The following is a 21,903-nucleotide window of genomic DNA, read 5'->3' as shown; positions in this document are numbered from 1 at the left end:
TCATCGGCGCTCCCCGAACCAGGCGTCATAGCAGCGCGCTCCGTGCATGTGCGGAACGAGCCTGACCGGGCGGCCGGCCCGGTCGCCGAGCTCCGCGACCGACTCGATGTCCGGCGTGTCCGCGCTGTCGTGGGACGCGAGTCTGCACTTGACGTCAGAAGCGGTGTCCCCCGGCCCGGCGTCGGCGAGCAGCCCACACAGCGCGAGGGGCAGCGTCAGGCGGGCGTTCGGGATACCCGTAACGGTCACTGCCTCCGATCCAGGTCCTTCGAGCAGTTCCTTCAGGCCGGCGAGACCGCCGACCCGCTCCCACGACGCGGCCTCGCCACGTGCGGCGAAGGCGTCGAGTTCGGCGGCTCTCGCGGCACCCAGGAGCGTGACGTCGTACCGGAAGGACGTCAGCTCGTTGCGTGCTGTGCCGCGCTTGAGTTCAGGCACGATGTCCATCCCGGCGCCCGCCGCGAACGCTGCGAAGAACTCCCCCGGCACGCACAACTCGCGATCCGTCTTCACCCGCTGACTGACCAGCGCGGCCAGCTCGTCCGCGGGAGTGTCGGCCGCGGCGTGGTGAAGGACGGCCGTGGCGTGAAGCGCCTCGAGCAGAGCCGGATCGCGGACGTCTCCGATGAACACGGCCCCCTCGCCCCCTGTGATACGAGCGGCCTCGGTGAGCACCCGGTGCAGGTAGGACAGGCCGGGAAAATACTGCACGATCGAGTTGAGAACGACGGTGTCGAACTCCCCCGCCCGCATTTCGGACAGGCTGTCCGCATCGGCGACCCGCAGACTGACGTGATCCCATCCGTCGTCCAGTTGCCGGGCCGCCGCCCGGATCGCCGCCGGAGCCATGTCGATCCCGACGTAGTGCTCCGTGCGGGGTGCGAGGCTCCGCAGGATTGTGCCGGCCCCGACGCCGACGTCCAGCACCCGACGCGGTCGGGTCGACTCGATGCGGCGCACGGTGTCGTACAGCCATGCGCGCATCTCGGCGACGGGAATGGGATCGCCTGTGTAGCTGCTGCGCCAGCCGACGAACTCGGCGTTCGGCTCCTGCGTGTACGCGGCGTCCCATACCCGACCCCAATGTGCGCTGAGGTCGGATTCCGTGCCGGACGCGGTGTGGTTCCTCGCGGCGAGCACCGGCTGGACGTAGGCGACGAGTTCGGGAGAGCCGTCGGTTCCCCGGTGCGCGACCACAGCGGCCGCTCGTACGTCGGGAGAGGTGGACAGGACGGCCTCGATCTCGTCGAGCTCGATCCGCACCCCGGAGATCTTGATCTGCCGGTCGAAGCGGCCGACGAACTCGAGTGCGCCGTCCCACCGGCTGCGCACCCTGTCGCCGGTTCGATACCAACGTCGCGACGGCTTACCGGCCTCGTCGACGAACCGCTCCTCGGTCCGGTCCGGCATGCGAAGGTAGCCGGCCGTGACACAGGAACCTCCGACCCACAGTTCCCCCACCTCTCCCGGGACCACCTCGACGCCCTGGTCGTCGACGACCCGGAGGCGGGCGTGCCCGAGAGCCGTCCCGATGGGGATCGCGGAGCCCCGGGCCTCCTCTGCCGTGACCTCATGGACGGCGCACCAGACGGTGGCCTCCGTAGGCCCGTACATGTTGCACACCCGAACACCGGGAAGGGCCGACACAAGGCGCCGAGCGAGTCCCACGGGGAACACCTCGCCCCCCACGGACAGCACTCTCAGGCCGCGCAGCGACCGCAACGTCTCCTCGTACGACGCGACGGCCGACAGCAGGGACGGCGTGGCCTGGAAGAGCGTGGGCCGGAAGCGCCTCATCAAGTCCCGGAGGCTTCCCTCGCCGTGGGGGTCCAGACGGTCGACCATTCGGTCCGGGCTCACGACGCTCGTTCCGCCGCGGGTCAGCGGCCAGAACAACTCCATGACGGCGATGTCGAACGAAACACTGGTCACCGCGAGAAAGGTGTCGTCTCGCGGGGTACCGAAGGTCTCGTCCAGGGCGTCGAACAGCGCGGCCACGTTGGCGTTGGTGACGATGACGCCTTTGGGCCGGCCGGTCGAGCCGGAGGTGTAGATCACGTAGGCGGGGTCCTGGGGGGACGGTGTGGGTAGCACGATCTCGGCATGGCCCGGGGCGGCTGCCGCCCGTGGAGGGACGTGTCGCACCGGGACGGAGAACTCGCCTGCGCTCGAATCCGTGACCACAAGTGCGAGATCGGCGTCCTCGGCTATCGCCCGCAGCCTGTCCTTCGGGTATCCCGGATCGAGAGGGACGTACGCAGCACCGGCGGCGGACACACCGAACAACGCCACCACCAGGTCGACGCCCCGTTCGACCATCACACCGACTCGATCTCCGGGTCCCGCTCCATGGCTGACGAGTCGGCGGCCCAGGGTCTCGGCTCTCGACGCCAGCTCGCCGTACGAGAGCGTGGTCGTCCGATCGGACACGGCCGGCCGCGAAGGGTCGTCCAGTGCCACTGCTCTGACCTGCTCGAACAGCGAGCTTGACACGGTTTCACGTCCTCCGGGTTCGTGGTTCTGACCCGAATTCGAAGAGTCGGGCCAGGCCTTGACGGTCATTCATCAAGCCCGCGTGGTTGTAGTCCGCGGAGAAGAACAGCCAGCACGATCCGATCTGCTGTGCCGTACGGAACTGCTGTGTGGCGGGGACGTAGAGGTCGTCCATGGCAGCCACGGCGTATACGGGCACGGTGTTGCGCGCCAGTTGTGGCAGGTCGTACAGGCTCGTCCAACCTGTGTACCGGGCAAGTTCGTCCGCGACCTCGGCGAACGGCCTCAGACCGCCGAGCTGACGGAACATCCAAGGGAAGGCGACCTCGCCGTAGAAATGGAACGGACGCGCGTGGTCGCCGAACACCGGCTCGTCCGCGTAAAGACGGTCCGCGGCCCAGCGGGTGGCACAGCCGGGCATTCCGTAGATGTACTCCTGCAGATAGAACAGGGGCGCACTGGACATGTCGGTCGCGGCCACCGCCTTCACGAAGGCCTCGGTCAGGTCATCGCCGTCCCAGGCGGTCTGGATGAGGTCGTGCACCGCCTCCATCCCGCCGTCGAATCCGAACTTCAGGCCGAGCATCCTCAGGCGCTCGGGCGACAGCCTGTCTCCCGTCGGGAGAAGGACCTCGTGGTCCCGCAGGTGGTCCACGATCCGGTCGATGATCTCCCCGTCGTCGGGATATCTCTCGTGATACTCGGCGTTCTTCTTCTTGCTCATCACCAAGGTGTCCCGCAGCACGTCGTCGGCGGTACTGACCGGCCCGATGAGCCCGCTGGAGATGAACGCCCGGTCGATTCGGTCGGGAAAGTGGGAGAGGTAGGTCAAGGCGATGGAACCGCCGTAGCTCTCCCCCAGCAGCGTCCAGCTCGGTATGCGCAGGATCCGCTCCCGCAGGAACTCCGCGTCCCGGACGATGGCGTCGGCGCGGAAACACCGCAGTCGCTCCAGCGCGGCGGCCGCCGTCAGGCCGGCGATGGAGCCAGCAGTGACCGGTGAACTACGGCCGCAGCCACGCTGGTCGAGGAGCACCACCTGGTAGCGGTCCAGTGCGGCGTCGAGCCACGTCGGGATCACATTGCGCGGATCGGGACACTGCCCGCCCGGGCCGCCTTGGAGGAAGAGCAGATAGGGGAGGTGACGGGCCGCGTTCTCACGGCGCACCACCGTCTGGGCGAACACGGTGATGGACGGTCCGGCCGGATCGTCATGATCGAGGGGGACTTCGAATCGATGGGTGTCGACGACGACGTCGGCGTTGTCCGCGTCCCTCGCGACCGGGGAGGAACACGCCACGATATTGCGGATCGTCGGGTTGCCGCGCAGGCGAGCGCCGTCGACGTGCCGCCCGGTCCGCTCCGTCCATGCCGCGCATGCCTTCACCAGGATCAGGGAGCCGGCGCCCAGTCGCGTCAGATCTTCGTCCGGGTCGATGTGGGCGCGGGACAGCTCCGCGGTGAAGAACCGAACCAGGAAGTCCAGGTCGTCCGTGGTCGCGTCGTCACCGGCTTCCGGCAGTTGTACCGGCTCAACAACGGCTGCCTCGGCTGCGCCGAGTCGCCCGAGCGCGGCTCTGTCGACCTTGCCGTTGGGCAACGTCGGAAGGGTGTCGACGAACACGAACTTCGTCGGGAAGGCCTCGCGGGGCAGGAAGGACGCGAGGTGTTCACGCAGCCGTGAGGCCATGTCGGCCGGGTCGTCCTGCTCGGGTTCGTCCGGCAGTCGTCCGTGCCTTTCGGGTGTCCGCTCACTCATAGCGACTCCGCAACCGCTTCTCGCCGTACTCCGTGCGGAACAGCCCGCGCTTCTGTAGTAGCGGCACCACTTCGTCCACGAAGTCCACGAGGCCGGTCGGGAACACCGGCGGCATGATGTTGAATCCGTCGGCAGCCCCGCCGTCGATCCAGGTCTCGATGACGTCGGCGATGCGCTCCGGTGTGCCCGTGACCACGAGGTGGCCGCGCCCGAAACCCTGCAGCGCGATGATGTCGCCGACGGTGGCTCCACCACGGCGGGCAATGCCGGTGATCAGCTCGTAGGTCGTGCGGTTGCCCTGGATGGTGTCCGCGGGAGGCAGTCGGTCCACGGGGAAGGGGGCGTCGACGGAGCAGTCGGTGAGATCGACGTTCAGCATCATCGAGATGTGCTCAAGGGCGTAGTCCGTGGCCTGCATCTGTATGAGGTCACGTTTCCTCTGATCCGCCTCCGCCTGGGTGGAGCCGACGATCGGCAGCAACCCGGGCAGCACCTTGACGGTGCGTCCGTTGGCCGCGGCTCGCCGGCGCATCTCCGTGCGAAACCGCGCGCCGTCCTGCACGTTCTCCTGCACCGTGAACACAGCGTCGGCGTGGCGGGCGGCGAACGACCTCCCCGCCTCCGACGCCCCTGCCTGAACCATGAAGGGGCGGACCTGGGGAGAGCGCTGGATGTTGAGAGGCCCGCGCACCCTGAAGTACTCGCCCTCGTGCCCGACGAGATGGATCCGGTCGGGATCGGTGTAGTGACCGGTGGATCGATCCCGGATCACCGCGTCCTGGTCCCACGACTCCCACAGCCGGCCGGCCACCTGGAGGAATTCCTCGGCACGCTCGTAGCGCTCCCGGTGGGAGAGCATCTTCGACCGGTTGAAGTTCCTGGCCTCGTTGACGCTGTTGGACACCACGATGTTCCAGCCGGCGCGCCCGCCCGAGATGTGATCGAGTGACGCGAACATCCGCGCCAGGTGGAAAGGCTCGTAGTACGACGTCGACGCCGTCGCGATCAGCCCGATGTGCTCGGTTCCCAGAGCGAGAGCACCCAGCAGGGTGAGCGGTTCGAGCCCGGCACAGTAATTGCTGCGCGGCTTGTGCCACAGGGCGTCGGCGATGAACACGGAGTCCATCAGCCCCTTTTCCGCGATGCGCGTCAGCTCCAGGTTGTACTTGACGTCCGTGACGCGCACCGACTCGCACTCAGGGTGCAGCCAAGCGGAGTCGTGATGCCCCGGAAGCAGCATGAACAGGTTCAGGTGGATGCTCAAGGATCTGACTGCCTTTGCCTCATCGGAACCGGTGATCTTCGTCCCCGCGTGGTCATGGCGTGCTCTTGGCCTCGTGCATCTCGGCCACCCGTCGGATGGCGTCTTCGACCCGCCTCTCGCAGTGCTCGACGTCGTCTCCTTCGATGACGGCCCAGGCGACGGCGATCGAGCTGGTCTTCATCTCCTTCATGACCTCTCCCGGCCGGACCTTCATGCGAAGGTGCCTGACTCCAGGAAGACCTTCCAGATCGGCCCGGGTCACGCCGTTGCGGAAGCCTGACTTGACCGGAAGGCATACGAAGCCGAATACGCCGGTGGGTTCGAACTCGGGCTGCGTGACGTCGGCCCCGACATGGGCGCGGGCATGCGCCGCCCAGAGACTGACACCGATGCTGTGCAGCGCGCTGACGCTGATCAGGCCGCCGGCCGGGCGCCAGCCGAGTTCACCGGCGACGAACCTGCCGGGCTCCCCGAACACCTCGAGATGGAATGCGCCGCACTCGCCTCCGAGTGCCGACCGGCAGCTCTCCGCGAACGCCCGTGCCTCCTCGTAGAGTTCCGGATACTGCTTGGCGGGGAGGGCGATGGAACGGAACGGACTCCCGGTTTTGGTCTCGATCGCGGGTGTCGCGTCGCGCGACACCATGAAGCTTTCGATGCGGCCGTCGGCGACGACTCCGTCGAAGTGCCATTCATCCCCTGACTGCCACTCTTCGACCATGCACGTTTCCAGCTCCGTGTCGGCGCTGAGCCGACGGAACAACTCCTCGACGGTGTCGACGCGGTACACCAGATGCGAACCGCCGTCCGCCGTCGGCTTCACCACGTACGGTGGGGTCAGGTCGCCCAGGCCGCGGCGCAGCGCCGCTTCGCTCGTCGGCTTCTCGGCGAAGACCCTGTATCGCGCCGTAGGGACCTGGTGCCGCTGCCAGAGGCTCTTCTGCAGCGGCTTGTCACGTCCGGCGAGGGCGACTGCGGGGTCCATGCGCTTCTGAAGGCCGAGGATGTCGTTCAGGATGGCCGCTGTGGTCACCGCGAACTCGTGACCGGGGATGACGACGTCCACCTTGTCGGCCACGCCGAGGTGGACCAGGGCCGCCCAAGCGAGTTCCGGCCGGTCGAACGACGGCAGGAAGGCGCAGTACGTGGTCAGATCCCGGCAGCCTTCGAGCACCACCCGGTCGTGAGCCACGTACAACACGGTGACGGAGTGTCCGATCCTGACCAACTCTTCGATCGCCTCTTGTTCGGCACCGAGAAGAACCGCATGCACGCCTACCAACCCCTTCAGTCCGATCAGCGTCGGTGCTCAGGTCATCGCTCGAGACACACCGGAAGAACGTCCAGACTCCGCACCGTGGCAGTGACGCGCCGAGTGGGCTCGGCCGCGAGACGCAGGCTCACGCCGTCGTCGCTCAGTGCGTTGATCATCGCGGAGATACTCAACTTGCCGAACTCGGAACCGAAGCAGGCATGTGGTCCCGAACCGAATCCGAGATGCGGGTTCGGCCGGCGATACACATTGATGTGGTGTGGATCGTCAAACACGCGGGGGTCGCGATTGGCGGCGGCAAGCAGCGTCACCACGGAATCCCCCGCGCCTATGCGAGTGCCCTGAATCGTTGTTTCCTCGACCGCGACCCTGCTCGTCCCCTGCGCCGGCCCGTCAAAGCGGACGAGTTCATCGACACCGGTCGGCAGAATCTCGGGCCTGGACAGCTCCGTCAGCAGTTCGGGCCGCGCAGCCAACAGGAGAGCCGCATTACCGACCATGGCGAAGATCGTCCCGTAGCTCGCGTTGAACATCATCGCCGCGGAATTTCGCATGTAGTGTCCACCGAGGAACTCGTCGTCCGCCCGCCGGATGAGCTGGGCGACAAGTCCCTCATCCCCCTCGGGGCGCGGGAACCAGCTCTCTCCGAGGTCGTTCAGACGTTTCCGAGCGGCGTCCCCCTCGGGAATGTTCTCGGGCGCAAGACCGGAATCCATGCGCAGGGCGATGCCGTGCGAGATCTCCGCATAGTCGGACGCGTCCGGTTCGGGGACGCCGAGAAGGCTCGCGGACAGGTGGAGCGCGAAAGGAGCAGCCACGTCCGACATCCAGTCGAACGGCTCGCCGGGGCTTCGTCCGGTCAGCGTGCCACGCAGGAACGCGACCGCGTCGTCGAACAGCCTCTTCTTGTCCTGTGAGCGCATCGCGCTCACCAGCAGCCGACGCAGCGGCGTCTGCTCCGGCGGGTCCATCATCTGTACGTTCTGGCGGAACTCCGGGATCTTCTCTCCGTTACGGCGGGGATCCCTGGCGAACGTCTCGTGTTCCCGGAGCACACGCACGCAGTCCGCGTGCCGTACGACCACCCACGCCTCCATCCCCGCATGCCAGTGGATGGGCGTCTCCTCGAGCATCCTGGCATAGGTGGGATAAGGGTCTCGAATCATCTCACTGCGCAGTGGATCGTACACGGAAGTGGGAGTCACCTTTTATCGCCTTCGATCGGAATATGATGTCGTCTAGGATCGCAGGTCGGAAAGAAATCCCTTGATTGCTGGAGCAGGGGCGCACGCGGCCCGCATCCGCATCGCTCGCATTTCATACGTCCGAAGAGGCAGATGCGTACGACGTACGCCCCGTCAGGTCACAAACCCTCTTTGTTCTTCGAGGGTCCCGCCACCTGAATGCTGGCAATTCACGCCAGCTCTTCACTTCTTTTTCAGTGGTTGTACGACATGATGCCACCCCCATTCTCGATGGCCATTGCGACGCTTCGCAGCATATTTTGCGGGAAGTGCGGTTGTCCAGTGTCGCTCTTTCGTACCGGCACAACTCGAGCGCAGTGGTTTCTCACCCGACGTTTTCAGTGATATGCGCGCGCGAAAATGCCGCAGCCGTTGACATCCTCGAAAAACGGGCCCGATGCAGAGCAGCCGCGGGCCGTGCGGATCACGGGTCACCGATAGACGCATCCGCGAGCCTGCGTGCCGGTCGAAGGCCTCAGGACGAGTTCACGGCACGGACGCGCTCGGCACGTCCGAGGACCCGCGCGATTCCGGCCGGCGTCGGGTACTCGAACACGGCCGACACCGGCAGGTTCACCCCCAGGCGCCTCCTTATGCCATGCACGACCCGCAGCGCGCCCAGGGAGTGGCCGCCCGACGAGAAGAAGTTCTGATCGACATCGGCCACCGATTTCCCCAGAACCTCCGCGAAGGCGCCGCAGACTTCCCGTTCCACAGGGTTGGAGGGGGGTCGGCCGGCCTCCTCGGTCAGGGCCGGCAGAGCGCCTCGGTCGAGTTTGCCGTTGGGGGTCAGCGGCAGGCTCTCGATCAGCCGGATCTTCGGCACCATGTGGTGCGGCAGAAACTCGGCCGCGTGGCGTCGCAGGACGGCCGACGTCAGCGTCGCGGCCGCCGGCACGACGTAGGCGACCAGACGTTTTGCCGCCGTGCTGCGCTCGCGTACCGCGACCACAGCCACCTGCACGACCTCCTCGTGGCGTCGCAGGACCGCCTCCACCTCCCCTGGCTCGACGCGGAAACCCCTGATCTTCAGCTGGTCGTCCGCGCGGCCGACGAACATCAGCTGCCCGTCCGCCTGCCAGCGCACCACGTCCCCGGTCCGATACATCCGCGTACCAGGTTCACCGAAGGGATCGGGAACGTATCGGGCGGCTGTGGCGCCCGCTCGCTTGAGGTATCCACGGGCCAACTGGACGCCGGCGATGTACAACTCGCCCGGCACCCCCACCGGAACCGGTTTCAGCCAACGGTCGAGCACGTAGGTACGCATGTTGTCGATCGGCCGCCCTATCGGCGCCTCGGCCGACCATTCATCGGGATCGGAGGGCAGGACCGCCGCAGTGGCCACGTGAGTCTCGGTCGGACCGTAGTAGTTCATCAGGCGACGGTCCGGCGCGGCCCGTCGAAACGCCGCCAACTCGGCGGTGAGTCTGAACGCCTCGCCACCCTGGACCACATGCCGCAGCCGGGGGAGGCCGCCGGCTGCGCCTCGACTGGCGTCGACGATCGCCGCGAGAACGAGATTGGGCACGAAGATCTCGTTCACCTCGTTCGCCGCGAGCCAGGTCACCAGCTGGTGCAGATCCCGACGCGCCTCCTCCTGCGGCATCTCCAGACATCCACCGCGCACGGTGGAGATGAGGATTTCCATGATCGCCATGTCGAAGCTGATCGACGAGAAGTTGGCGGTCCGGTGTGCGGACCAGCCCTCCTTCTCCGACGCCCGCCGGTACCAGCTCATCAGGTTCACCAGCGCCGCACCGTGCATCACCACGGCCTTCGGCACACCGGTGGACCCCGATGTGTAGATCACGTAGCAGGGATGTGCGGGCAACAACGGCGTGACACGGTCTGCGTTGGTCAGGTTCGTGTCCGCCATGTCGTCGGCGACCACGGGCTCCTTCAACACGATGTGCGCACCGCAGTCCGCCAGCATGAACGACACTCGCTCGGCCGGGTACTCCGGATCTATCGGGCAGTAGGCCGCGCCGGCTTTCAGCGTTCCCCAGACCGCGACGACGAGATCCACCGACCGCGGCATCGACAGCGCCACCACCGACTCCGGCCCGGCACCACGGCGTGTCAGCCAGCGGGCAACACGATTCGCCCTCGCGTTCAACTCGCCGTAGGTCAACTCCACAGCACCGATCCGTACCGCCACCGCATCCGGTGTCTTGGCCGCCCTCACTTCCAGCAGCTCGGGCACGCTCTGCGCGCACACCTCCGTCGCGGTGTCGTTCCAGCCGCTCAGGAGGGTCTCGCGTTCAGCAGCCGAGAGAATGTCGACATCGCCGACGGCGAGCGTGGCGTCCGCGGCCACCGCGCTGAGGACTCGGACCAACCGATCGACGATCGTTTCCACGGTCGTCCGGTCGAACAGGTCCGTACTGAACCGTGCCTCGCCGACGATGCCCACCGCGGTCCCGTCAGGCGCGTACCGCGTGTCGAAATTGAAGCCCAGGTCGAACTCGACCGCTCCGAACGGATGCTCCCTCGCAGTGGTGCGCAGCCCGGTCATCCCCCACGCGTGCTCCAGTGGCCGCGCCGTCATGAACACCTGAACCAAAGGATGGCGTCCCACGACCCGTTCCGGGTTGACCGCCTCGACGACCTGCTCGAACGGGACGTCCTGGTGCGCGAAGGCGGCCAAGTCAACCGCGTGTACGTCCTGGAGCAGATCGGCGAAGGTCGGGCTGCCCACGAGGTCGGTCCGCAGCACGACGGTGTTCGCGAAGTGTCCGACAAGGTCCTCCGACAGGTCGCGAACACGCCCTGGCACCGGCGTACCGATCGCGATATCCAGCTCACCGGTCAGGCGGGCGAGCAGCACGGCGAGCCCGGCATGGAGAACCGTGAACATCGTGGTTCCGCTGCGCCGCGCCAGCTCAGCCAGCCGCGCCTGCACCTCGGATGCCACCTCGAACATCACCGAGTCGCCACCAAAGCTCGGCGTCGCAGGACGAGAGCGGTCGAAGGGCAGTCCGATCTCGTTGCCCAGACCGGACAAGGCCGTCCGCCAGTACGCCAACTGCCCGGTCTTGAGGTTGTTTTGGTCCGCAGGGTCGCCGAGCTTCCGCTGTCGGCCTGGGAAGTGATCGAAGTGATCGGCGTCCCGGACCACGGGCTGGGACCGGTCCGGGACGGCACCGCGACGCCGGGCGTTGTAGGACGCCACGAGATCCCGGCCGAGGGGGCCCGCCGACCATCCGTCGCAGGCTATGCGGTGCAACAGCAGCAGCAGTACGTGCTCATCCTCGGCGAGCTCGAGGAGACTGGCCCGCAGGGGTGGCTCCGTCGCCAGATCGAAGGGACGCTTCGCCGCGACGGCCAGTTCACGCTCCAGCTCGGAAGGGTCTGCGCGGCAGACCTCAAGGACCGGCGATGCTTGCCGCTCGTCCAACACGCGCTTGACCGGGCACCCCTCCACATCGGCGAAAACGGTACGCAGGCTTTCGTGCCGCGCGACGACATCGGCCAGCGCCGCCTCGAGCACGGGACGGTCGAGTGTGCCCTGCATCCGGACCACGATCGACAGGTTGAAGGTGGGGGCGCCCCCCGCCAATCGGTCGAGGAACCAGATCCGGAGCTGGGCGGACGGGACCGGTAACGGATCAGGTCGGCCTGCGGCTCGGAAAGGCCTGATCATGGCCGGCGACGTGAGGTCGTCCAAGGTCCACTCCCCTGTCTGTGTCTTCCTGACACGACCGACACCCAAGCGGACGGCCTCACTCACCTCACACGCCCATGCTGAGTGTTCGACTGAAAACTTCTGTCACTCGTACGCCCGCGCATCGCATCCGCATCGCGCCGTCGAGCGGCGAGCCGACTCCCGGCCGAGCGACCTGGCACTGCAGCGGAAGCCGAGAGATGAGCCCCGGCGCGCCGTACCGGTGCACATTTCGAATGTGCGCCGAGACCATATCAGGCACCCGATCAAATCAACACGACACCGCACAGCCGCACTTGATCAACGGTATTAGGGGACGAGGCGGTCTCGACATTCTGGCGCACGCGCCGATGCGTCCGCTAACCTCATGCGAGTCTCGGGCTGCATTCAAAAGTCATCAGATCCAGCGCCCTGAGAAACTTCTGATCGGCTCACGACCATTGCGTCGGAAACCGCAGAACCGCAAGCAAGGGAGTTTCATTGAACACCTTGGACAAAGTTCGCGCCGAGTACGAGGAAAACGGATTCAGCATCATCCGCAACGCGATTCCCGTGAGCCTTGTGGAAGAAATACAGGCGCATGTGGCGTGGCTCACCGAACGGTATCCGGAACTGCGGCCGGAGCACTTGCATCACCCGCTGATCCGCAACGACGCCTTCTGGGTGCGGCTGGTCTCCGACCCTCGGCTGGTGGACATCGCGGAGTTCTTCCTCGGGCCCGACATCGCATGCTTCACGGCCCACTACATATGCAAGCCGCCCTACGACGGCCAGCCGGTGTTGTGGCACCAGGACGGCGCCTACTGGAAGCTCGACCCCATGCGGGCGCTGACCGTGTGGATCGCTGTCGACGAGTGCACCCGGGAGAACGGCTGTCTGCGGGTGATACCGGGCAGCCATCGTCTGCCGCTCTATCAACCCACCCGTCGCACGGACTCGCCGAACATGCTGTTCTCGGCTTCCGACGAGAAGCTGGTCCAGGAATGGTCGGAGCGGTGCGGGATCATCGACGTCGAACTGAACCCCGGAGATGTCGAGATCCACCACCCCAACATCCTGCACTGCTCGGAGCCGAACACGTCCGCACGACGACGCTGCGGACTGGACGTCGGTTACATACCGACAAGCACTCGAATCCTCAGCGACGGGCTCTATCTCGATCCGATCCTGGTCCGCGGAGCGCCCACCGCCGAGATCAACACGTACCGACCGTATCCACCCTACGTCCACGGGGAAACCATCCCCTTCGAGGGAATGGAGGCCTGGGACGAAGAGATCACGGTCCGCAATGCCGGCATCGCCGTCGACGGCGACAGTACGGAGTCACCGCTCCACGCCACGCACCGGATGATCGATCGCCTGCGTGAAGGCACCGTAAAACGCTGAGATGCCCGGCACCGAGCCGTGAGCGTATGAATCCGGCGAATGCGTGAGGGTCATCCTTTGACTTCGGACTGGCCGCAAGCGCAGCACAACGGTCCGCGTCGCCGCAGGAAAGGCGGGCTCGTCGCGACGGGCATCGACGGCGGCACGCGGCGTGAGGTCAGCGGAGTCTTACGCCCCCGCGGCAGCTCTGGCAGTACGCGGGGAGCGACTGGATCTCGCCGGATGCGCATAGTAACCGTGAGAGGGACCGCAGTTCCGGCCGGTACAACAACGCATGGCATCGCTACCGCTTCAACCAACTGTTGCCGTAGACGATTTGCACAGTAAGCTCCCACGTGCCCTGGTAGTGGAAGCCTTCAACTGACGCACGTTGCGGACGCCCGCTTGCGCATGGCGCAAGACTGATCGGCTGGGCCATCACGCAAGCCACCCCGCAGCCGGCCGGGCCCGTGGCCAATATTGACTGTACTTCTCCCAGAGACTCGCAGCACGGCGTTTGCGAGTTAAGCAGGAGGAACAAGCTGTAGGCGGCAGTAAGTTGATCCGAGACACGAGGGGGAAGCGGATATGGTTCAGGCCACACCACCTGGGATCACACTGCATCGGGATGTCAGGGTTCTCCGCGACGCCAAGGAAGGTGAGTCGCCCACACCCGAGGTGGGTGAAACGATCGGGGTGATACGGTGACGTCCGACAAGTCAGTACCGGATGCCCGTAGTTCCCGGACCGCGACGAGGGACTTCGCTCGAATCGACCGACTCCGACCCGCCGATTCTCCCCGGATCAACGGCGAGGACCCCGAACACATAAAACTCCTGGCCGAATCCGATGACGCGCTGCCGCCCATTCTGGTCCACCGCGACACAATGCGTGTCATCGACGGAATGCACCGATTACGCGTCGCTCAGTTACGCGGGGACACCGAAATCCAGGTGGAGTGGTTCGAAGGCAGCGACGTGGAGGCATTCGCACGCGCCGTCCAGGTGAACGTGACCCATGGACTTCCACTCACCCTCGCCGACCGGGAAGCCGCTGCCGTACGCCTGATCGAGTCATGTGACGCCTGGTCGGACAGGGCGATCGCCCAGATGACCGGGCTGAGCGCCCCCACGGTCGGCCGAATCAGGGCACGCTCGCGACCCGACCAGCAGTTCGCTGCGCCCTCCCGGATCGGGCGCGACGGCCGAGTTCGCCCACTGAACAGCGCGGCCGGCCGTCAGCGCGCCAGCGAACTCATCGAAGCGGAACCGAATCTCAGCCTGCGGGAGATCGCCAAACGCGCGGGTATCTCCATGAGCACCGCACGGGACGTCCGTAAACGCCTCAACCGAGGCGAGAATCCCATTCCCGACAAATTCCTACCCGACACCGACCCCGATCCCGGCCCCGACCCCGACCCCGATCCGGGATCCGCCGCGGGCACCGGGCCCAGCCACGGTCTGCGGACACTCACCCTGGCCCAGCAACCGATCGAGGGGTCCTATATCTCCAACCTGGACAGTCTTCAGAAAGATCCGTCCGTACGACTGTCCGGGGACGGCCGGTTCCTTCTTCGCTGGCTCAGTCTTCATGCCATCAGCGGTGAAAAACGGGCCAAGCTGATCAGGTCCCTTCCGGCTCACAGCAAGGTCCGCATCGCAGGTATGGCCAAATACTGCAGCCGATGGTGGGCTGAATTCGCCGACGACCTGGAACAGCAAGGTCGCCGAGACATATCCAAAACCGGTTGAGCAACAGCACCGGTCCCAGGGCCTTGCGGCGTCGTTCACCGTGACGCTGCAAGGCCCCTCTTGCCGGGTGACGCCAACAACGCCGAGAGCCGCACCGCAGAGCGGCCGGTGAAGCTGCGTACGCGACCGGTCGCCATGTCGCCCGCCCCGCACGGCCGGCCATCCACGCAGCCGCTATGTCGGGAAAGTCGGCTATGGCCTTTCGTTGCCCTGTGACATAAGATGCCGAACACCTCTGCCGGGATCGCGGCGCACGCCGCGACCAGACCTGTGCCCCCAATGAACCGCGGAGGTGCGGTATGAGGCGTTCACCCTCGTTCGAGCATCACAACTTTGCCTGGCGCCTGCAGGCGCTGTGCGTCGGCGAGGATCCCGAGATGTTCTTCCCGCTGGCGGAGACAGAGCGCGCGACAGCGCGTGCTCGCGCGGTGTGCCGACAGTGCCCCGTGCTGCTCGACTGCCGCGACTGGGCCATCCGCCACGGCGAGACGGACGGCGTCTGGGGCGACACCACGGCGAGCCAGCGCAGAGCCATCCGCAGTGCAGCCGTCCGCCGGTGATCGTGCGCTCCGATGAGCGACTGAGCCCCTCCCCAGGTCGCCAGACCGTCCGCCATGTTGTGGAACATGACCGGCGGGTCTGCACCCTGCCTGGCGGTCGAGCTCCAGCCGACGAGTGCCGGACGCAGCGAAGCGTTTCCGAGGAAGCTCCCTACCCTGAAAGCCTGCCTCGGCCGACCACGTAGCACGATGGGCGTCGGAGGTGCGGGGATGAGCGTGACGTGGGCGGCAACGGCACTGCAATCAGGGCGGTTCTGCCCAGTTGAGAGGTGCTCTGGAATTGCGGAGCTGGCAGATCACTTCGACGAGTTGCGCTGCCGTGGGCAGGGGTACCTTGAAGTCCGTCGGCAGGGCGATGAGCTCCCCCTGCTGGCTCTCGGCTTTCGAGGTGATCTGGGAGTCCTCCACCTGTTCGATGACGCTGAGGGGGCGTCCTTGCTGGTCGGAGACGGTATCGTCGCAGCTGAGGCCCTGGTCGGCATTCCCGTCCTGGATGACCTAGCTGCGTTCAACGGCCGCTTCGTCCTTTCCGTCGATCGCGCTTGGGACCTGGTGGGCCACTTCCTGGCGACAGGAACACCCGGCGAGCTCGGCGAGTGGTGTGACGTGTGAGCAGTCTGCGGTCGCCGGTCGTGGCGCAGCCCGCCTGGCCAGACAACGATCGCCGATCACAGAAACCGTCGGATAGGCGTCACCGCCGCCTCCTTCGCGCGCTGCAGTAGCGCTCGGTGTCTCCAGCGGCTGAGGTTGATGTCCACGCTGTGCTCGAGGTCCGCCTCGTAGTCGCGGTCGAGGGACGCGGTGAAGTTCTCGTCCAGGACCGCGAGCATGACCTCCTCGTCGTGGTCCATGGACCGGCGGTTGAAGTTGGTGGAGCCGATCAGGGCCGCGACCGAGTCCACCGTGATGATCTTGGCGTGCATCATGGTCGGCTGGTACTGCCGGATGCGCACACCGGCTTCCAGTAGACGCGTGTAGTGGTGCTGGCCTGCGAGCTGGCAGGCGCGCTGATCGGTGTGCGGCCCGGGCAGGAGGATCTCCACCTCCACACCGCGCCGGGCGGTCCGGCACAGCAGGTCGATGAAGTACGTGTCGGGAGCGAAGTAGGCGGTCGCCAGCCGGAAGCGTTCCTCGGCGGAGGTCAGCATGACGCGGATGAGGGTCTGCATGTCCTGCCAGCCGATGCTGGCCGACCCGCGTACGACCTGAACGACGGACGACCCGGGCTGCTCGTGCTCGGTGAAGCGGTCGCGGTCGTCGTAGAGCTCGTCGTGGCACTCGGCCCAGTTCTGCGCGAACGCGGCCGCTATGCCGTCGACGGCCGGACCGCGCACCTGCACATGCGTGTCCCGCCATTCGCCGGGGCCCCGGGCATCGCCGCACCATTCCTCCGCGATGCCCACGCCGCCGGTGAACGCGGTGGCCTCGTCCACGATGAGGGCCTTGCGGTGGCAGCGATGGTTCTGTTTGAAGGGTGACAGCCACACGGGTCTGCGGAACCAGGCCACCTGCACACCCGCGTCGTCCATCTCCTCGAGCAGCTGCTGCTCGATCTTCTGCGCACCGAAGCCGTCCAGCAGCAACCGGACCCGCACTCCCGCGCGTGCCCGGTCGGCGAGGGCGAGGGCGAAGTCCCGGGCGATCTGTCCGCGCCAGTACACGAACGTCATCATGTCGATGGTGTGGCGAGCTGAACGGATCGCCCCGAGCATTGCGGGGAAGATCTGGTCGCCGTTGCGCAGCGGGAGCAGTTCGTTGCCCTCGGTCGCGGCCACGCCGATGAGCCGCTCCAGGCGACGGCGCAGGCGGCGCTTGCGTGCATCGAGTGCGTCGTCGGTGGCGGGGGCTGCCGGTATGCCGTCGAGAATCACGTCATGTCTCCCGTTGACCTTGAGGGGCGGTTCGGTGCGGGCTGGCGAGCAAGCCCGAAAAGCCACTTGCCCGGCGAATACGACGGCACGCCCGAAGCCCCTCTCCTTCATGCGCACCCGGAATCGGCACCGGCCCTCCCGGCTGGGACCGCTCGTTTCACCAGCCGGGTCTCCTTCCGGGGCAGGTCGGCCAACTCGTATCGCCCTCAGCGGACTTGTTGAAGCAGTCGTGCGCTACGACTCCTCTCGCCCCCTCTCCCCCACGGACCGACCCGAGCGCGGCGCGTCTGTACCGGAGTTCAGTGGGCATACGGCGGTGAGCCGGAGGACACGCCTCGGGCCGGCCCTCGCCGCGACACCTCGATCAGGGAGTAGGGATGCCGACCGCCGTATCGGGAAGACCAGCCGAGTTGCCCGGGGAGAGACCCGCGGGAGGTCTCACCGCCGCCGGCAGCCGTACCGCACCGCGCGGAGTCGGCTGGTCCGTTCGCTGGATCGCGGCCCTGGCCATCTGCCAGGCCGCACTGATGGTGGGCATAGGCCTGCTCATCACCGGGCCCGCCCACCACCTGTGGCCCATGACGGTCGAGGACCATGTCGACTCGGGCTTTCAGCGGATACGGACGCACTCGCTCACCACCGTGTCGTGGTTCGCCTCCGAAGCGGGCAACACCGGGACGGTCATAGCCGTAACCCTCTTGAGCTGCCTGGGTCTTCTGTGGATACCGAGGCTGCCTATGTGGCGGCAGGCCGCGTTCCTCGCCCTCGCCGTGTCGTTGCAGTCCCTGGTGTTCCTGGTCATCACCACGGCGGTGGACCGGCATCGCCCCGAGGTGCACCGTCTCGACGGCTCCCTGCCCACCTCCAGCTACACCTCCGGTCACACCGGGGCGGCCACGGCGATCTACGGCGGCCTGGCCGTGCTCGCGCTGTCCCGGCTGCGCAGTCCGTGGCGGCGCGTCGTGGCGGGCGCGCTGTTCCTCATCCCGATCGTGGTGGGCCTCGCCCGGCTGTACCGGGGCATGCACCACCCCACCGACGTCGTGGGCGGCCTCGTCAACGGCGGGCTGTCGCTGTGGATCGTCGGCCGCGCCGTACTCACGGACGGCTTCGTGACCGCTCCCCCGGCCTCCGGGTCGGCCAAGACGGCCGAGACGACCAAGGTGGCCGGGACCGTTCCCGAAGGCCTGGGTCAACGCGCCGGTCACGCCGCGGTGATCTTCAATCCCACGGTCACCGATCAGACCGACCGCGACGCCATCCGCGAGGTTCTCGAGCAACACGGTTACGGCACACCGGCGTTCACCGAGACCACCGCCGACGACCCGGGTGGCGGCCAGAGCATCGAAGCGGTGCGCAACGGCGCGACCCTCGTGGTCGTCTGCGGCGGCGACGGCACTCTCCGGGCGGCGGCCACCGCCATGGCGGGCAGTGCGGTACCCCTTGCCCTGGTGCCCTGCGGGACCGGTAACCTCCTGGCCCGCAATCTGGGTCTGCCGCTGTCACCCGTCGATGCCCTCGATGCGGCTCTGCGCGGCGCCGTCCACCGCGTCGACCTCGGCCGCATCGAGGGAGACGGCCTGCCCGCCACCCACTTCGCCGCCATGTGCGGCGCCGGCCTGGACGCCGCGATGCTCCAGCGCGCCAACGCCAACGACCGGACGAAGGCCTCTCTGGGCTGGCTCGCCTACGTCCTGGCCCTTCCCCGCGTCTGGTTGCGAACTCCGCGGATGAGCGTGAACGTACGTCTGGACGGAGCCCCGGCTCATCGCCGGACCGCCCGAATGGTGCTGGTGGGCAACGTCGGTGCGGTGCAGGGCGGCATGCGGCTGCTTCCGGACGCCCGACCCGACGACGGGCGGCTTGATCTGCTGATCCTCGATCCGCACGGTCTGGGCGGCTGGATCAGCGCTTTCTGGACACTGCTGCGCGGCACGGCCGCACCGCGGTCGGCCGCCGACGCCCCCGCCGACCGAGACGACAGCGCTCCGGTGGCCTTCTTCACCTTCCGGCGCGCCGAGTTCACCTTCGACGACGACCAACCCCGCGAACTGGACGGCGACCCGATAGCCCGCGGGCGGCGCCTGACGATCGAGGCGGCCCCCGGCGCCCTGAAGATGCTGCTGCCTGCACGGGGGAAGTGAATGGGTACCGCGACTCAGGTCCCCGAGACCCGGGACATGAGCGGAGAGGAACTGTCCGCCGACGAGGCCTGGGCCACTCTGCGCCGTTACGGCGGCTGGTCCTTGGTGCGCGACGCCTTCGTCCGCTTCCGCTATGCCGACGGCTTCAGCCACGCCCGTGCCCTGGCCCTGCAGACGGTGCTGGCGGTCATCCCGCTGGCCATCGCCTTCGTCGGCCTGTCCGCCAGCCTGCACACCGAGAACGTCGGCAGGCTGGCGGAACTGACGATCCACCGGATCGCCCAGGGCCCCAGCGCGGAGGTCGTCGACGACGCGCTCGACCGCAGTCGCCGCACATCGGGTTCCGGGGCGGAGGTCGCCCTGTGGTTCGGCGCCGTCTTCTCCCTGATGAACGTCACCACGGCCATGTGCCAGATCGAGCGAGGCGCGAACCGCATCTACGGCAACGAGCGCGACCGCCCCTTCCACCTCAAGTACCTGCGGGGCCTGGTGATGTCGCTCAGCGCCGGACTGCCCCTGGGCCTCGGGTTCATCGTCATGGTCGCCGGCGGCGACATCGCCTCGGCAGCCGTGACGGTCTACCACCTCGACGACAGCACACTGCGCGCCTGGACCATCCTGCGCTGGCCCTTCGGTCTGCTGCTCGCGCTCATCTCCGCGAGCGCCGTCTTCCGCCGTTCGCCACGCCGCAAGCAGCCCGGCTACACGTGGCTGGCCTTCGGCGCGGCCGTGTACCTCGTCCTGTGGATGACCCTGACCTGGCTGCTGAGCCTCTACCTGAACATCAGCGGCTCCTTCGACACCGTCTACGGCCCCCTCAGCGCGTTCATGTCCCTGCTGCTGTGGGCCTACCTCACGTCCATCGCCCTGCTGCTGGGCCTGTCCTTCGCAGCACAGCTGGAAGCGGTACGCGGCCGCCGTCCCGGGCCGATCCAGGAAGATCCCGGAGTCTGAAATGGGCACGTACACCCAACTACGCCGCCGTTCCCGTCGCGCCGACCGCCGCTTCGGTGCCCGACTGCTCGCCTCCGCCGGCGTCGCCGCCGTGAGCGCGGTCCTGTTCGGACTGCTGCTCATCCTGGTCGAGGACCGTTGGCGGCCGCTGCAGCGCCTGGACACCGGCGCCGCACGGCGGCTGCACGCGCAGGTGATCGACCATCCGGCGTGGAAGGGCGCACTGCACCTGTTGTCCGACTGGGTCTGGGACCCGGTGACGCTGCGTCTGGCCGTCGCCGTACTGACGGCGTGGCTGCTGTACCGCCGGGCCTGGCGCCTGGCGGCCTGGGCGGCGGTCACGGCCGTCACCGGCGGGCTCATCGGACTGCTGGTCAAGACGGTGGTGGAGCGGGCCCGGCCCGACCTACAGGACCCTGTCGCCCATGCGCCGGGGTACTCCTTCCCCTCCGGCCACGCCATGACCGCCACCACGTCCTTCGGTATCTTCCTGCTGGTGCTGCTGCCGCTGGTCCCGCGGGCCTGGCGGGTCGCGTGCTGGTGCGTCGCCGTCTTCTCGGTGATCGGCGTCGGCTTCACCAGGGTCGCCCTCGGCGTGCACTGGTGCAGCGACGTCCTGGGCGGCTGGCTCCTCGGCCTCGCCGTCGTCGCCGTCACCGCCTGGGCCTTCGAGGCCTGGCGAGCCGACGTGGGCCGAGACCGTACGACGGTGACCGAGGGCCTGGAACCGGAAATCACCCAAGCCGCACCCGAGGAAGATGCCCCGCGGTAAATCGCCGCAAGACGCGCACGCCTACTCGGGGTTCCCGCCGAGCGCCTCCAACCTGTCCGCCACGCAGGCGAGTAGAGACTCGATGTCCGGCCAGGACGGTTCCGCGCCGTGGGACGCCGTGCCGTGGCGGACCACGCACCCGTACAGGTCGCCCGCGCGCAGATCGACGAAGAGACCGCCACCCATCCCGTCGCCGGCCACGGGCAGCCACTGCGGAAGCCAGAGCGGCGTCGCGTCCTGCGGGTAGTAGGTGCCGGCCCGGTCCTCGCCACAGCGGGCCATCCACTCCTCCAGGGAGTCGGCCAGCGGCGGCGGCACGGTGTCGTACAGCGAGCGCAGGTGGAGTTCGCGTCGCGCCAGCGCTTCCGCCACCGGATACGGATCGCATCCGTACGGCAGGAGCCTGAAGGGCGTGTGGCCGTCGGGTGTCCGGGCCGGGGAGACTCCGTCAGCGGCGCACCACCAAGCGGTCAATCCGTCAGGCAGGGGACGGCCGGTCTCCCGCTCCGCCCGTCGCAACGATGTCGGATCGGCGGGCGGATTCAGCCGGGCGTGATACGCGGGAGCGTTCCGGGCGAGCCAGTGCTCGATGCGGTTCCACCGCACGTCACCCGTTTCACAGGACACGGTCCTTCACCAACCTTCGAGGCCGGGGACAGACCTTCCGCACATGGGGAACGTCCGGTTTCTCCCCTGGGCTTCCTCCATCACCCGTAACAACGTTGTCGGCGTCCAATCACTGACAGGTCCGGAGTCTCTTCCGTACCGGCAACAACGAGAGGTTGG

Annotated in this window: 15 protein-coding genes; 7 read left to right on the top strand and 8 right to left on the bottom strand. The window is 67.3% G+C overall.

Features of this window, described 5'->3' with window-relative positions:
• The 6 genes from FBY22_RS15855 to FBY22_RS15830 all read right to left on the bottom strand — a co-directional run bounded on the left by FBY22_RS15855 (position 1) and on the right by FBY22_RS15830 (position 11,703).
• Positions 1 to 2,562: an amino acid adenylation domain-containing protein gene (locus tag FBY22_RS15855; RefSeq protein WP_142146132.1), complete on the bottom strand. Its 2,562-nt coding sequence runs from the start codon at positions 2,560 to 2,562 to the stop codon at positions 1 to 3.
• The gene (locus FBY22_RS15850) at positions 2,498 to 4,252 is read right to left on the bottom strand and encodes an alpha/beta fold hydrolase (protein ID WP_142146130.1); all 1,755 of its coding nucleotides are present in this window, start codon (positions 4,250 to 4,252) and stop codon (positions 2,498 to 2,500) included. The genes FBY22_RS15855 and FBY22_RS15850 overlap by 65 nt, the downstream gene beginning before the upstream one ends.
• Positions 4,245 to 5,516 carry an LLM class flavin-dependent oxidoreductase gene (locus FBY22_RS15845; protein WP_260844861.1) on the bottom strand — a complete coding sequence of 424 codons (1,272 nt, stop codon included), beginning with the start codon at positions 5,514 to 5,516 and terminating at the stop codon, positions 4,245 to 4,247. The genes FBY22_RS15850 and FBY22_RS15845 overlap by 8 nt, the downstream gene beginning before the upstream one ends.
• A 52-nt stretch (positions 5,517 to 5,568) precedes the next feature.
• Entirely contained in the window at positions 5,569 to 6,789 is a 1,221-nt protein-coding gene (locus tag FBY22_RS15840) for a hypothetical protein (RefSeq protein ID WP_142146128.1), read from the bottom strand.
• 41 nt (positions 6,790 to 6,830) lie between these two features.
• Positions 6,831 to 7,979, bottom strand: coding sequence for a cytochrome P450 (locus tag FBY22_RS15835; protein WP_142146126.1), 1,149 nt, complete (start codon positions 7,977 to 7,979; stop codon positions 6,831 to 6,833).
• 529 nt (positions 7,980 to 8,508) lie between these two features.
• Positions 8,509 to 11,703, bottom strand: coding sequence for a non-ribosomal peptide synthetase (locus FBY22_RS15830; protein WP_142146124.1), 3,195 nt, complete (start codon positions 11,701 to 11,703; stop codon positions 8,509 to 8,511).
• Between the two features lie 477 nt (positions 11,704 to 12,180).
• On the opposite strand from FBY22_RS15830, the gene FBY22_RS15825 reads away from it, so the two are divergent.
• From FBY22_RS15825 to FBY22_RS15810, 4 genes are all read left to right on the top strand, one after another.
• The gene (locus FBY22_RS15825; protein WP_142146122.1) at positions 12,181 to 13,086 is read left to right on the top strand and encodes a phytanoyl-CoA dioxygenase family protein; all 906 of its coding nucleotides are present in this window, start codon (positions 12,181 to 12,183) and stop codon (positions 13,084 to 13,086) included.
• Between the two features lie 683 nt (positions 13,087 to 13,769).
• A complete protein-coding gene (locus tag FBY22_RS15820; protein WP_222127758.1) occupies positions 13,770 to 14,816 on the top strand; it encodes a hypothetical protein in 1,047 nt (348 codons plus the stop codon).
• A gap of 299 nt (positions 14,817 to 15,115) precedes the next feature.
• Complete coding sequence (locus tag FBY22_RS15815; RefSeq protein ID WP_142146120.1) at positions 15,116 to 15,376, top strand: WhiB family transcriptional regulator; 261 nt, start codon at positions 15,116 to 15,118, stop codon at positions 15,374 to 15,376.
• A 210-nt stretch (positions 15,377 to 15,586) separates the two neighbouring features.
• Positions 15,587 to 15,988, top strand: a complete 402-nt coding sequence (locus FBY22_RS15810; protein ID WP_142146118.1) for a hypothetical protein — start codon at positions 15,587 to 15,589, stop codon at positions 15,986 to 15,988.
• A 56-nt stretch (positions 15,989 to 16,044) separates the two neighbouring features.
• Here FBY22_RS15810 and FBY22_RS15805 read toward each other — a convergent pair whose 3' ends face one another.
• Positions 16,045 to 17,247 (bottom strand): phosphatidylserine/phosphatidylglycerophosphate/cardiolipin synthase family protein, encoded by a 1,203-nt coding sequence (locus tag FBY22_RS15805; RefSeq protein WP_260844860.1) that lies wholly within the window; start codon positions 17,245 to 17,247, stop codon positions 16,045 to 16,047.
• Between the two features lie 377 nt (positions 17,248 to 17,624).
• On the opposite strand from FBY22_RS15805, the gene FBY22_RS15800 reads away from it, so the two are divergent.
• From FBY22_RS15800 to FBY22_RS15790, 3 genes are read left to right on the top strand one after another with little or no spacing between them, the layout of a single operon-like run.
• Positions 17,625 to 19,391 (top strand): diacylglycerol kinase family protein, encoded by a 1,767-nt coding sequence (locus tag FBY22_RS15800; protein ID WP_142146115.1) that lies wholly within the window; start codon positions 17,625 to 17,627, stop codon positions 19,389 to 19,391.
• Positions 19,392 to 20,345 (top strand): YihY/virulence factor BrkB family protein, encoded by a 954-nt coding sequence (locus tag FBY22_RS15795; RefSeq protein ID WP_142146113.1) that lies wholly within the window; start codon positions 19,392 to 19,394, stop codon positions 20,343 to 20,345.
• A 1-nt stretch (position 20,346) separates the two neighbouring features.
• Positions 20,347 to 21,117 carry a phosphatase PAP2 family protein gene (locus FBY22_RS15790; protein WP_142146111.1) on the top strand — a complete coding sequence of 257 codons (771 nt, stop codon included), beginning with the start codon at positions 20,347 to 20,349 and terminating at the stop codon, positions 21,115 to 21,117.
• A gap of 21 nt (positions 21,118 to 21,138) precedes the next feature.
• On the opposite strand, the gene FBY22_RS45940 is transcribed toward FBY22_RS15790, so the two are convergent.
• The gene (locus FBY22_RS45940; RefSeq protein WP_399211472.1) at positions 21,139 to 21,723 is read right to left on the bottom strand and encodes an SMI1/KNR4 family protein; all 585 of its coding nucleotides are present in this window, start codon (positions 21,721 to 21,723) and stop codon (positions 21,139 to 21,141) included.
• Positions 21,724 to 21,903: the final 180 nt, after the last annotated feature.

This window comes from Streptomyces sp. SLBN-31 (assembly GCF_006715395.1).
Classification (GTDB): Bacteria; Actinomycetota; Actinomycetes; order Streptomycetales; family Streptomycetaceae; genus Streptomyces.
Note: the sequence above shows the minus strand (reverse complement) of the source record. Positions and strands in the feature narration are given on the sequence as shown.